The organism is Nitrosomonas sp. Is35 (assembly GCF_033063295.1).
Lineage (GTDB): Bacteria > Pseudomonadota > Gammaproteobacteria > Burkholderiales > Nitrosomonadaceae > Nitrosomonas.
In genome coordinates this window covers 412108-424770 of record NZ_JAWJZH010000001.1, presented here as the reverse complement: position 1 = coordinate 424770, position 12663 = coordinate 412108, and the positions used below count along the sequence as shown (strand labels likewise).

The window sequence follows — 12663 nt, the reverse complement described above, 5'->3', positions numbered from 1 at the left end:
ACTAACGCAAACTGATAATCGGCCAGTTGTTTCTCTCGGCGTGGCTTTTCAGTGTCGGATCGGGATCAACCGCGACCGGGTGCGTGACTTTGCTGAGCAACGGCAGGTCGTTCAGCGAATCGCTGTAAAACCAGCTGCGCAGGAACGACAGCCACGTCAGATTGTGCGCATCCAGCCATTTCTCCAGCCGTTCGACTTTTCCTTCGCGGAATGACGGTGTGCCGGAAACCCGGCCGGTAAATTCACCGTTCTTTTCTTCCGGCTCGGTTGCAATCAAGTACTCGATACCGAGCGCCTGGGCAATTGGCGCGGTGACGAAACTGTTGGTGGCGGTGATAATGATGCACAAATCGTTATCCAGCATATGCTGTTCGATCAATTTCCGCGTGCCGGGCGCGATTATCGGGGTAATCCTTTGGGTCATGAATTCCTTACGCCAGGCTTCCAGTTGCGCTCGCGGATGACGCGCCAGCGGCTTAAGCTGAAAATCGAGAAATTCGTGAATATCCAGCGTCCCGGCTTTGTATTGCTCGTAAAATTCGATATTTTTCGCTTCGTGCAACTCACGATCCAGCGCGTTCTTTTCTATCAAAAACTGCGCCCACTGAAAATCACTGTCGCCTGCAATCAGCGTGTTATCCAAATCAAATAATGCTAAATTCATGAAGCCACCTGTAATAATTCTCGTAACAAAGGAATGGTAATAGGACGCTGATGCACCAGCGAATAGCGGTCCAAAGCATCCAGCGTCATCATCAGCGACGGTAAATCGCGCCGCCCGTGCCGCAACAAATAAAGACAAATTTCCTGCGAAATCTCAAAGCCGCGATCCGCAGCATGCGTTTTCATGGCTTGGATTTTCTCCGCTTCGGTCAGTTCATGCACCTGAAAAACCAACCCCCAGCCCAAACGCGTCACCAGATCCTGGCGCAAATTCAGATACATCGGCGCAACTGTGCCGCTCAGCAGCAATAAGGCATGGCCTTCGTCGCGCAACTGGTTATACAGATTGAACAATCCGATCTGAGCCGCTGCATTCAGGTCATCGATATCGTCGATGGCGATGCAATCTACATCACCTTCAACCGGAAATTCACTCTGCTTTTTGGCGCTGCAATATACCGCTTTTAGGTTTCTTTGTGTATACGCAGCAACAATCGCTTGCAGCACATGACTTTTGCCGCACCCCGGCTTACCCCACACATAAACAAAACGTTCCTGTTCCCGGCCGGACAAAATGCCGGTCAGCATGTGCAGCAATTCGGCATTTTTTCCCGGTTGAAAATTTTCCAGCGCGGGGGACGGCGGCGGCAAAATATCGAGCAGCAATTGTTGCATCATCATGACTCAGGGATGCCGCCAGACTCTAAACCGGCAGGGTTATGAATTATAGAAATTACTGATCAGATAATGCTGATGCAGGTGCCGCAGCCATACCAGCAATACGGCGCTCACCGGCAGCGCCAGCAGGATGCCGAAAAAACCGAATAATTGACCGAACGCCATCAAGGCAAAAATCACCATGACCGGATGTAAGCCGATGCGGTCACCCACCAGCCAAGGGGTAAACAGCATGCCCTCCAGCAATTGACCAATACCAAACACGATCCATACCGGTATCAATCCGCTCCAATCTTGAAACTGCATCACAGCGGCCAGTGTTGCGAGCGTCAGGCCGACGATCATGCCGAGATACGGGACGAAAACCAGAATGCCCGCAACCAAGCCGATCGGTAATGCAAATTCCAATCCCGCCAGCCAGAGGCCGGTAATGTAACAAATGCTCATCAGTACGATGACGGACAATTGCCCGCGCAGGAATTCCGCGAGAATCTGGTCAGTTTCCCGGGCCAATAGGGAAATCTGCTTGTGCCAGTAGCGCGGGATCATTTCATCGATCAGCTTGATCAACATGTCCCAATCGCGCAGCAGATAAAACAACACCACCGGCACCAGCAGCATATTGACCAGAAACTCGACAATCGCCATGCCGCCGCTGGTCAACGAAGGCAGCACTTTTGCCGCCACTCCACCCGCGCTCTGCCAGTGTTCCGATATCGCTTGCTTCAGCACATTCATGTCCGGTTGCAGGCTGATGTTAAACCGGGCTTCCAGCCACGGAATCACCTTGGTCCGCAGCACTTCGAGATAAACCGGCATTTTGTCCAGCATCCGCCGGGCTTCTTCTTCAAACAGCGGCACCATGATCAAAATCAGCGCCGCGAACATGCCGAGTAATAAGAACATCACCAATATCGTGCCTGCGGTACGCGAGATATTTCTGCCCGCCATGCGTGTCACCATCGGATTACAGATATAAGCAATGACTGCGGCCAGCAAGAAGGGTGTCAGAATCGGACTGAGCAGGTACAGCACCCCGCCCGACACACAAGCCAGCGCCAGCCACCAGAAATAATGCAGTTCGTTGGAGTGTTCGGTATTCATGCGGATTCTAGCTTTGACCGGCCTTCGCTTTTAACGCATGGCTGGCCAGGTTCTTGCCAAGCTCCCAAATGGAACCCGGCACTTGATGCGTATCGGCGATCGTCTTGGAAAATGCACTGATAATGCGGTCGCAATCTTTTTGTGTCAGGATCAGCGGCGGTAACAGTTTGACCACATTCATGCCATGCCCCGCCACCTGCGTCAGGATTCGGTGTTCTTTGAACAACGGGATCGTGATCATCTGGCAGAACAACCCTTTGTTGGCCGCTTCCAGCATCATCCAGGCGGCTTTTAACGAGAAACTGTCGGGCGATTTGAATTCCACCGCGATCATCGATCCTTTGCCGCGCGCTCCCTTCAGGAATTCAAACTGACCGGTTAAGGCATTCAACCGTGCGATCAAATCCGCACCGACCTTGGCGCTGTTCTCGACCAGTTTTTCGCTTTTGATCACTTCTAGACTGGCCAGCCCCGCCGCCATCGCCATATTGTTCTTGGAGAACGTGGAGCCATGCACCACCGCGCGGTCCATGCGGTTAAACACGCTGTCCATAATCGGTTGCGTCATTGCCACCGCGCCAACCGGAACAAACCCGCCGGACAGTGCCTTGGCCATGCAAATCATGTCGGGCTTCACGCCCCAATGCTCAACTGCCCAGAATTTACCAGTACGCCCCAGTCCGGTCTGAATTTCATCCGCGACAAACAAGGTGCCATATTTCTTGCACATGCGTTCGACTTCGGGCAGGTAATTATCGTCCGGGATATTCACGCCTTTGCCTTGGATCGGCTCGACCACGAACGCCGCCACGTTGCGGCTGCTGAGCGCCTGTTCCAATGCGGCCAGATCGTTGAATGGCACCGAGCCGCAATCTTGCAGCAACGGCCCGAAGCCATCCTTGAAAATCTGTTCACCGTTCAGTGATAACGCGCCCATCGTCAGGCCATGATAAGCATGATCGCAGCAAATAATGCGATTGCGTTTGGTAAAGTAACGTGCGAACTTGATCGCCGCTTCGACCGCCTCGGTGCCGGAATTGCAAAAGAACGCGCGTTCCAGATTATCCGGTGTCGTGGTCAAGATCTCCTTGGCCAGCAGGCCGCTCAGAATCGACACATCCATCTGCACCAAATCGGGCATTTCGAGCGACAACACTTCTTTTAATGCATTGACGATGACCGGATGGTTGCGGCCGAACGCATACACCCCGAAACCGCTCAACAAATCGAGATATTCGTTCCCTTGCTCGTCGTACAAATACTGCCCGATCGCGCGCTCATAATTACGGTCATAGCCGATTGTCTTCAGTACCCTGACCATTTGCGCATTCAGGTAATGATCGTGCAAATCAAATTTGTCGGTGCGATGTTGCGATAACAAATCAGCGATACTGAAAGACATGAACTACCCCGGTGTTGGAAAACCAGCCAGCAACGCTGGAAAAATGATTAATTGACTCCACCCAGAAAAACTACTGCAAAACCGTATTACGACAACAAAAATTAGCGCAGATCATACCATTCTTGCACATATTTTTGCTGTTAAAAACATGGAGTGATTTGAATGTAGGGAAAATCCCAAGACATAGCCGATGGATTTGGATGTAAGCGATGTAATCCTTCGGGAAACAACCTATTTGAAGGAAATTTCATTCTTCCGAAAAGCCGCAATAGGCCCAAATGACAAGGATATATCAGTATCCTACTTGAAGTGCTAATGAATAGTTTCTTAAGCCAAGCATTCCCAAATTTAAGAATGATTGGGTGGCATGTCTGTAGATTTCTTACATTGAGAACACGGTACGATTTGATACCGGATTTGAACTTTACCGCAGCTGAGCGGCACAGCATAAAAAAATAGAGCATTTCTTGATGCAAATGCTCTATTTCAAATTAACGATTACTGCTTACGAAAACGATTCCAATGTAACCAGCACAAACAGAATAAATATAACTGCAAAATAAGCATTTCCTAATCGTTCCAAGATTCTCTCCTCATTGATAGTTAGTTAAAAACATATGATGAGATTATCAGAAATCACAAAAGTTCACAAATTATTCACAAAAAAATTACAAAAAATTCACGAAACCGATCTTGAATGCTGAAACTGCTTGTTTTCGATTCCCTAAAATAGAGAATAAATCATTGATTAGGAGTCTCTTACTCTGAGATTCTTAAAACGATTACTTAAACAAATCGCTATCGACAAATTCCGCTTTGACCAGCGACCAGAAATCATCGGCGAGGCCATCTTCGATGTACGCATACGGCAGCCAGCCATAGCCGCCATCACCCCAGTCCGTCCCCCAGGAATTACGAATCAACAATGCGCCCTTCGTGGAGCCGATTTTTTTCTGGTCGTCATACCCGACTGCAAGTACCGCGTGCCCGCCATCCAAGGTATCGCCGCCGGTGGGATAAGGAATTTCCCCTTTGCCATCGCCGGATCGCGGCATGGAACTGTAAACCGAGAAACCGAACATGGCGGGAAGTTGCCCGGCGAGACTGGTTTTTACGTTTTTCAACACGGTGGCTGTGGGTGTATTGGGTGGATCAAGCCGGTAATAGTTGATCGCTTGATAGCTCTGCGCGTATGAAAAGCAGAAATTAGAAGGATCATCGTTGAACTTGGCGACGTCGTAAGGCCAATATTTCTCCGGCGGAACACCGAACAGCACCAGCGCTTTCATGGTGTCTCTCAGATATGCGCCATCGTCGCCGGTGAACCCCAGCAGTTGCCGGGTGACTTTGTATAAAAACAGCCGCGATGCGTCGACGTGTTTTCCAAAAGCGCGGCGTTCAAAGTATTCCACCATGCCGACACCCGCATGGGCTGTACAGGAACCGAGCTGCCCCTGGTCTTCGATCGGCGAACAGTATTTGCGCAGATCGACCGAAGCCGGTAAAGTCTTCGCGGCTTTTTTCAATGCTGATGATTTTGCCAGAACTTTTGCAACCGCCGATGTCGATTGCGTGTGATCCCGCATATCGGGCAGGTCTCTATGCCAGCCCAGTCCACGACCGTGAATTGTTTTCATATTCCACCTCCAATTAAAGTACGCTGATCAATCTACCCTTGCCATACTGTTTACTGACAGAACTTCTTTTACTTCAACTGCTTCTTGAGTATAAGTCAAACCGGTGCAATAGCAAAATATAGAGTCAATCCAAACAATCCCCAGGAACACCATCGCCGGACGGAGATTTTTATCTGCGCGCACCATGCGCATCGCTCATTTGCGGTAAAATCCAGTTTTGCCGGTAGCATTCATTTTAACCGCATGGGAATCCAAGTTGACTTCATCCAAATCTGATCATCCGAACACAACGCCATTATCCTATCGGGATGCCGGGGTCGACATCGACGCGGGCGACCGGCTGGTTGAAAATATCAAGCCGTTGGCCAAGCGCACCCTGCGGCCCGAGGTACTCACCGGCATTGGCGGTTTTGGCGCATTATTTGAGATTTCCAAGAAATACCAAAACCCGGTGCTGGTTTCCGGTACCGATGGCGTGGGCACCAAGCTGAAGCTGGCATTCCAGCTTAACCGCCACGACACCATCGGTATTGATCTGGTGGCGATGAGTGTCAACGATATTCTGGTGCAAGGCGCAGAGCCGCTGTTTTTCCTGGATTATTTCGCCTGCGGAAAATTGCAGGTGGAAACGGCGACGGCAGTGATCAGCGGTATCGCCCGCGGTTGCGAACTGGCCGGTTGCGCGTTAATCGGCGGCGAGACGGCGGAAATGCCGGGCATGTACCCGCACGATGAATACGATTTGGCCGGATTCGCCGTGGGTGCGGTGGAAAAAGAGCGGATTATCAGCGGTGCGGCGATACAAGCGGGCGATATCGTGTTGGGTGTTGCCTCCAGCGGCGCGCATTCCAACGGTTATTCGCTGATCCGCAAGATCATCGAACATAGTCACGCCGACTTGTCCGGAGATTTTCACGGCCAGCCCCTCGCCGATGTCATCATGGCGCCAACACGCATTTACGTCAAACCGTTGCTGGCGCTAATCAATCAACTGCCGGTCAAGGGGCTGGCGCATATCACCGGCGGCGGCTTGGTGGAAAATGTGCCGCGTATTTTACCCGATCAGCTTATGGCGGTTTTACAGCGCGATGCCTGGGAAATACCGCCATTGTTCCGTTGGTTGCAACAACAAGGCAATGTCGCCGATCACGAAATGGCGCGCGTATTCAATTGCGGTATCGGCATGGTGATCGTTGTCGCACCCGAGCATGCCGAGACCGCGCTGAGCAGTTTACATGCGGCGGGAGAAACCGCATGGCGGATTGGGGGAATCAAGCCGCGTACGGCTAATCAGCCAGCCACCGTACTCGTGTAAACCCTTATTCCGGCAACAGCATCCTATGAAATCACTGGTTATTCTGATTTCCGGCCGCGGCAGTAATATGCAGGCGTTGCTGGAGGCGAAATTGCAGGTGGATCGCATTACGGTGATCAGTAATAATCCCCATGCGAGCGGGCTGGAAATTGCGCGGCAACTGGGTGTTGAAACTTTGATTCTGGATCACCGCGATTTTCCGGACCGCCAGACATTCGATGCGGCATTGGCGGAAAAAATTGACACCTGTCAGCCAAAACTGATTGCACTGGCCGGCTTCATGCGTATACTTAGCGATCGCTTTGTACAACGTTACCAAGGCCGGTTAATGAATATTCACCCTTCCTTACTCCCTGCTTTTCCAGGATTGGGCACACATGCGCGGGCGCTGCAAGAAGGCATCAGGATTCATGGCTGCACGGTACATTTTGTCACATTGCAGCTTGATCACGGTCCGATTGTGATTCAAGCGGCTGTCCCGGTATTACCGGGAGATAGCGAAGAAACCCTGGCTGCCCGGGTTTTACAGCAAGAGCACCGCATTTATCCGCAGGCTGTCCGCTGGTTTATGGAAGACCGGATCCGCCTGAATGGAAATCGAGCTGAAGTGACTGACGCCAACGTTAGTGAGGTTGCACTTTTCTCACCAGGATTGCCGGAATGAAATGTGCAGCATTGCTTTTTCTGCTGGGACTGCTCAGTTTCCCGGTCATGGCGACGGATATGCCGTCACGCATCGAAATTAAATATGCGGTGACGACGGATATCGGCGAAGGGGAAATCGATGAAGTGATGGAAATCAAGCACGTCGACGGCAAGGCGCATTATTCGATCAACAGCGAAGCGCAAGCCACCGGTATGTACAAACTCATCGAACCGAATAGCATCATGCGCCATAGCGAAGGCATCATCACCAAACATGGTTTACGGCCCATGCGCGCTTATGAAAAACGCGGTAAAAAACAACCCAGCGTCGCAGAATTTGACTGGCATAACCATATCATCACACTGAATCACCAAGGTCATCATGCCAGGGAAAAGTTGCCGGATGGTACGCTGGATCGTCTCAGCTTATCGTACAACTTTGTGTTTACCGAGCTGCCGAAACACCATGTTGACCGGTACGTTACCAATGGCCATAACCTGCGGTTAACACGCTATACCATCGCGAAAGAAACCCTCAACACACCGATCGGGAAAATGGAAACAATAGTATTAACCCGGCAGGAAGAAAAGCACTCCAAGCTTAAAAGGAAAATATGGCTCGCGCTGAACAATCACATGCTACCCGTACGTATTGTCTCGGTTGAGGATAATGGCCGGGAAATCGACAAAATAGTGACCGAAGTTAATATCAGCTATAAACCGGATCATTAATTCATTTGCTTCGCTGATAGCTCACACACTGGAAATCAATGCATTTAACACCTCCCCAATTGGACGCGGCCATCGTCGCCATGCGTACCGTACTGCCGCTGGAATATCCTGCCGATGCCATCATGCGCCGCTTTTTCCGGGAAAACCCCATGCTTGGCGGACAAGACCGGGCATTCATCGCGGAAACCGTTTTTGGCATTTTACGCCACCGCTTTTTTCTTGAAAGCCTGGCAAACGGCATAACACCACGCGCTTTGGTGCTCGCTTATCTGGCTAAATTTCAAGGCATGAACTTGCGTGAATTGTCACCGTTGATCAGCGAAACGGAAAGCAAATGGCTGGCGGAAATCAAAGGCAGCAAACCGGATACGCTACCGTTGCCAATCCAGGCGGAATTTCCTGCGTGGGTGGTGGAAAAATTGCAACACGGCATGCCGGATAGCGATATTCTTGATTTGGGGCTTTCCTTGCAACAACCGGCACCGCTGGATCTGCGGGTGAATACTATTCTCGCCAAACGCGCTGAAGTGCTTGAAACATTGGCGCAGGAAGGCATCGAAGCGCAGGCAACGCCTTATTCCCCCTGCGGCATTCGTCTCACCGGGAAGCCTGCGATCAATCGCCACGCGCTTTTCTTATCGGGAAAAATAGAAGTACAGGATGAAGGCAGCCAGTTACTCGGCTACTTACTGGCGCCAAAGCGCGGCGAGATGGTTGTCGATTTCTGCGCGGGTGCTGGCGGGAAGTCGCTGCTATTGGGCGCTTTGATGAATTCAAAAGGACGTCTTTATGCGTTTGACGTTTCGGAAAAAAGATTGAGTAATCTGAAACCCCGCTTCAAGCGCTCCGGTTTGTCGAACTTGCATACGCAGCGCATTGCGGATGAGAATGACAGCAAGATCAAAAGATTGTCGGGAAAAATAGATCGCGTATTGGTCGACGCGCCATGCAGCGGTCTCGGCACCTTACGGCGCAACCCGGATCTAAAGTGGCGCCAATCTGCGCAGAGCATTGAAGAATTGAAGGCAAAACAAGCGGCTATTCTGTCCGCCGCTGCCGGTTTGCTTAAACCCGGCGGGCGGTTAGTCTATGCGACATGCAGTTTCCTGCCGGAAGAAAACCAAGCCGTTATCGGTGATTTTCTTGCCAAACATCCGCAATTTACTTTATTGAATTGTGCAGAATTGCTATCGCAACAGAAAATACCGCTCAACACCGGGGAATTCTTACAATTATCCCCTCGGTTGCATCAAACCGATGGCTTTTTTGCAGCCGCTTTAGTTCGTGCAGAAATAGCAGAAACGGATAGTAAACCTGAGCCCGTCAGTGAAACCGAGACGGTCTGATTGTTAGTTAGTTCTGCTGCTGAGCTAAAGTTATTTTTTCCTTCAGCAGTTCTATCAATGCAGCAAAACCATCCCGTTGCAAAACGGCACGATATTCTCCGCGTTTTATGGCAAGATCGCTTACGCCGTCAAACAGGATATTGGCAATCCGCCAGTGTCCTTCCATCTGATGTAACACATAGTCAAAATTTACCGTACCACCGTCGGATTTTGTCAGTTGGCTGCGCACCAGGGTTTGATCACGCGGTAAGGTGCGTTGTTCGATGATCTTAAACTGCTCTCCCTCATATTGGGTAAACCGGCTGGCGTAAGTGGCAATACTCAATTGGCGGAAAGTGCTACCAATCAAGTCTTGCTGCGTTTTGTCCAACTGCGACCAGTAAGTTGCACCGAGTATGGTCTTGATGATCAGATCGATGTCATGCGACTGATCAATGACCGGTTCGAGAAATTTATAACGCCCTTCATACCCCAGTTTCTCACCTTCACGCATGACTTGGAGCAGCGAAGATTGCAATTGACCTATAACTTGTTCCGGGTTGTCCGAACCAGCGCCGGATGCGCTCAATACCGGAGCGATAGATAATAGCAATGCCAGCATCAGGCATCCTGCCAGCAACAACTTAATAGTTTGTTTTACTTTCATAATGACGATCTTTCCAGCGAGCACGCTCCCCGCGCCAGTAGCGCAATGCCGATGTCCAGGTCATGGCAAGATACAATGTGCCGATTGCGGGCAATGCCAGCCCCCAGAGCGGAGAACGATGATAATAAGTTAAAGTTGGCGCATAGGTAAAAAGCATAGCCATCCATGCCAATGCGCTCACCGTATAGGCTTCTACAGATGACAGCAAAAATGCAAACGGCGCAGCCCAAAACATTGAAGTCATTAACACGGTGCAGACGATGAGCAAATTCAGCGAGTATTTTAATTGCGTGAAAGCAGTACGAGCGACCATTTCCCAAATCGGCTGCAATGCATGATAACCCCGATGACTCCGTGCCGCATGACTGAGTCCGATATAAGTATGCAAACCAGCCCGTTTGATATGAGCAGCTAAAGTGCAATCATCGATCAGCGCATTGTGCAGATTGGCAAACGCCCCAATAGAACGCAATGCTTGTGTTTCCACCAGAATACATCCACCCGCTGCCGCTGCAATGCGGGATTGCGGTTTATTCGCCAAACCGAAAGGATACAGCAGTTTAAAGAAAAATATAAAGGCTGGCATCAGTAAGCGTTCGATGAAGTTCATCATCGGCGGCTCAGCCATCAACGATACCAAAGCCAGATTCTCAGCGCGCGCTTTGCGCAGTAACTCACCGGCAATTCCTTGAGCCAGTTCGATATCCGCATCCAATAGCAGGGTGTAAGGGGTTTTAACTTCCCGCAACCCTTGCTCCAGCGCCCATAATTTACCGCTCCACCCCGCAGGCGGCGCGGTACCGGACAATACCCGCGCACCACTGCGCCTTGCTTGTTCAGCGGTATCGTCGCTGGATTGATCATCGATCACAATGATGCGCACATTGATACCCTGTGCTCTGACACCATTGAGTGTATGCCCGATATAAGGGCCTTCGTTGCGCGCCGGAATCAGTACGGTGATATCACCCAGATCTTCACCGGATTGGAATAACGCTGGCGCTTCTATCTTCTCGCGCGTGCTCCAGGGGCGCCACGGAAGCAATGCCAGGGCCACCCAGCATATAGCACCGAAAACAGATGCGTATAGTACTAAGTCCACCATTATTCTAGATAGATTCTAAAAATAAAAACCAAACTCAGTACTTGCATCTGTTATTTGTCTATCAGTGTGACCGCTATGTCTGAAAGCTTCTTGGATGCTTTGCTTTCTTCAGTTGCCCACTTTGGTGTAGGTTCAGCGACCATAGGACCGCTCGTCTTGGGTCCTCTCATCGCTGCCACCATCGCTTTCCATGGCCGTTGCAGAGTATCTTCCACCGCAGTCGCTTCATATCCGCAGTGAGCCATGCATTGTGCGCATTTTGGATTATTTGCCGTACCGTATTTTTCCCACGGCGTATCATCGAGAAGCTCTTTAAAAGTTTTTGCATAACCTTCATCTGACAGCAAATAGCACGGTTTTTGCCAACCGAATACATTACGTGTCGGATTTCCCCACGGCGTGCACTCATAATCCTGATTTCCGGCCAGATAATCCAGATACAGCGCGGAATGATTCAATCGCCATTTGCGCTTTAATTTTTTACCCAATTCAAAAATGCCGCGGAATAATACTTTGGTGTCCTGGCTTTTTATGAACACATCCTGCTGCGGGGCTTTCTCATAGCTAAAGCCCGGTGCGATTGTGGCGGCTTCAACACCCAGCTCCATGGCATAATCGAGAAACTCAGCGACATCCTCTGGTGTTTCGCCTTGGAACAACGTGCAGTTAACTGTCACTCTAAAGCCTCTCTCCAATGCCAGCTTGATCGCCTCAACCGCACGATCAAAAACGCCATCCTGGCAAACTGAGGCATCATGCCGCTCCTTCATACCATCCAAATGGATGGAGAAAGTCAGATAAGGTGACGGTGTATAGTCATCGATCCGTTTCTTTAACAACAGCGCATTCGTACATAGATAAACATATTTCTTTCGTTTAATAATGCCCGCAACAATCTGTGGCATTTCTTTATGAAGCAACGGTTCACCGCCCGGGATTGACACCATGGGCGCGCCACATTCATCGACTGCCTCCATGCACTCTTCATACGAAAGACGTTGATCGAGAACATCTTCCGGATGCGCAATCTTTCCGCACCCGGCGCATGCCAGATTACAGCGGAATAGAGGCTCCAGCATCAGCACCAGAGGATATTTTTTAACCCCTTTTAACTTCTGTTTAATTAGATAAGTGCCAACCGCAATCTGTTGACGTAAAGGAACTCCCATGAGCAAAACCTCCAAAAGTACTTCAAAAGCAAATTAATGACTAATGCTACTAAACAAAATTTAACAAAACCAATCGTGTATATAACGCAAATTTTATCTGAAAAATGCTGACATACATGCAAACAGTTTGCGCCATACAGCGAAACTCAACTTATGCTAAGGAATTTAAAACTAAAGTAGATATCACAACCAATGACTATGGATATTGCTCAGCATCTTTA

The 12663-nt window shown here is 50.1% G+C and carries 12 protein-coding genes; 4 read left to right on the top strand and 8 right to left on the bottom strand.

The window, feature by feature from the left end; genetic code table 11:
• Position 1: 1 nt before the first annotated feature.
• From R2083_RS01955 to R2083_RS01935, 5 genes are all read right to left on the bottom strand, one after another.
• Positions 2 to 664 carry an HAD family hydrolase gene (locus tag R2083_RS01955; RefSeq protein WP_317529875.1) on the bottom strand — a complete coding sequence of 221 codons (663 nt, stop codon included), beginning with the start codon at positions 662 to 664 and terminating at the stop codon, positions 2 to 4.
• The gene (gene hda, locus R2083_RS01950) at positions 661 to 1344 is read right to left on the bottom strand and encodes a DnaA regulatory inactivator Hda (RefSeq protein ID WP_317537323.1); all 684 of its coding nucleotides are present in this window, start codon (positions 1342 to 1344) and stop codon (positions 661 to 663) included. The genes R2083_RS01955 and hda overlap by 4 nt, the downstream gene beginning before the upstream one ends.
• A 36-nt stretch (positions 1345 to 1380) precedes the next feature.
• Entirely contained in the window at positions 1381 to 2445 is a 1065-nt protein-coding gene (locus tag R2083_RS01945; RefSeq protein ID WP_317529873.1) for an AI-2E family transporter, read from the bottom strand.
• A 7-nt stretch (positions 2446 to 2452) separates the two neighbouring features.
• On the bottom strand, positions 2453 to 3847 hold the full coding sequence (locus tag R2083_RS01940; protein ID WP_317537322.1) for an aspartate aminotransferase family protein: 1395 nt from the start codon (positions 3845 to 3847) through the stop codon (positions 2453 to 2455).
• Positions 3848 to 4629: 782 nt separating this feature from the next.
• Positions 4630 to 5484 (bottom strand): C1 family peptidase, encoded by an 855-nt coding sequence (locus tag R2083_RS01935; RefSeq protein WP_317529871.1) that lies wholly within the window; start codon positions 5482 to 5484, stop codon positions 4630 to 4632.
• A gap of 256 nt (positions 5485 to 5740) precedes the next feature.
• Here R2083_RS01935 and purM point away from each other — a divergent pair, with 256 nt between their 5' ends.
• Genes purM through R2083_RS01915 form a run of 4 tightly spaced genes read left to right on the top strand, consistent with a single transcriptional unit; the run spans position 5741 to position 9522 of the window.
• Positions 5741 to 6799, top strand: coding sequence for a phosphoribosylformylglycinamidine cyclo-ligase (purM, locus tag R2083_RS01930; RefSeq protein WP_317537321.1), 1059 nt, complete (start codon positions 5741 to 5743; stop codon positions 6797 to 6799).
• 25 nt (positions 6800 to 6824) lie between these two features.
• Entirely contained in the window at positions 6825 to 7463 is a 639-nt protein-coding gene (purN, locus tag R2083_RS01925; RefSeq protein WP_317529868.1) for a phosphoribosylglycinamide formyltransferase, read from the top strand.
• On the top strand, positions 7460 to 8176 hold the full coding sequence (locus R2083_RS01920) for a DUF3108 domain-containing protein (RefSeq protein WP_317529867.1): 717 nt from the start codon (positions 7460 to 7462) through the stop codon (positions 8174 to 8176). The genes purN and R2083_RS01920 overlap by 4 nt, the downstream gene beginning before the upstream one ends.
• A 38-nt stretch (positions 8177 to 8214) precedes the next feature.
• The gene (locus R2083_RS01915; RefSeq protein ID WP_317529866.1) at positions 8215 to 9522 is read left to right on the top strand and encodes an RsmB/NOP family class I SAM-dependent RNA methyltransferase; all 1308 of its coding nucleotides are present in this window, start codon (positions 8215 to 8217) and stop codon (positions 9520 to 9522) included.
• Positions 9523 to 9529: 7 nt separating this feature from the next.
• On the opposite strand, the gene R2083_RS01910 is transcribed toward R2083_RS01915, so the two are convergent.
• The 3 genes from R2083_RS01910 to hpnH form a co-directional block, all read right to left on the bottom strand.
• On the bottom strand, positions 9530 to 10168 hold the full coding sequence (locus R2083_RS01910) for an ABC transporter substrate-binding protein (RefSeq protein ID WP_317529865.1): 639 nt from the start codon (positions 10166 to 10168) through the stop codon (positions 9530 to 9532).
• A complete protein-coding gene (locus tag R2083_RS01905; protein WP_317537320.1) occupies positions 10146 to 11225 on the bottom strand; it encodes a glycosyltransferase in 1080 nt (359 codons plus the stop codon). Before R2083_RS01905 ends, R2083_RS01910 begins: the two co-directional genes overlap by 23 nt.
• Positions 11226 to 11323: 98 nt before the next feature.
• On the bottom strand, positions 11324 to 12442 hold the full coding sequence (hpnH, locus tag R2083_RS01900) for an adenosyl-hopene transferase HpnH (protein WP_317529863.1): 1119 nt from the start codon (positions 12440 to 12442) through the stop codon (positions 11324 to 11326).
• Positions 12443 to 12663 lie beyond the last annotated feature (221 nt).

Bases quoted from the DNA above. Each gene is read 5' to 3' on its own strand.
- R2083_RS01915 (WP_317529866.1), top strand. From the start codon at position 8,215: ATGCATTTAACACCTCCCCAATTGGACGCGGCCATCGTCGCCATGCGT.
- purN (WP_317529868.1), top strand. From the start codon at position 6,825: ATGAAATCACTGGTTATTCTGATTTCCGGCCGCGGCAGTAATATGCAG.
- R2083_RS01940 (WP_317537322.1), bottom strand. From the start codon at position 3,847: ATGTCTTTCAGTATCGCTGATTTGTTATCGCAACATCGCACCGACAAA.
- R2083_RS01920 (WP_317529867.1), top strand. From the start codon at position 7,460: ATGAAATGTGCAGCATTGCTTTTTCTGCTGGGACTGCTCAGTTTCCCG.
- R2083_RS01955 (WP_317529875.1), bottom strand. From the start codon at position 664: ATGAATTTAGCATTATTTGATTTGGATAACACGCTGATTGCAGGCGAC.
- R2083_RS01910 (WP_317529865.1), bottom strand. From the start codon at position 10,168: ATGAAAGTAAAACAAACTATTAAGTTGTTGCTGGCAGGATGCCTGATG.
- hpnH (WP_317529863.1), bottom strand. From the start codon at position 12,442: ATGGGAGTTCCTTTACGTCAACAGATTGCGGTTGGCACTTATCTAATT.
- R2083_RS01945 (WP_317529873.1), bottom strand. From the start codon at position 2,445: ATGAATACCGAACACTCCAACGAACTGCATTATTTCTGGTGGCTGGCG.
- R2083_RS01935 (WP_317529871.1), bottom strand. From the start codon at position 5,484: ATGAAAACAATTCACGGTCGTGGACTGGGCTGGCATAGAGACCTGCCC.
- hda (WP_317537323.1), bottom strand. From the start codon at position 1,344: ATGATGATGCAACAATTGCTGCTCGATATTTTGCCGCCGCCGTCCCCC.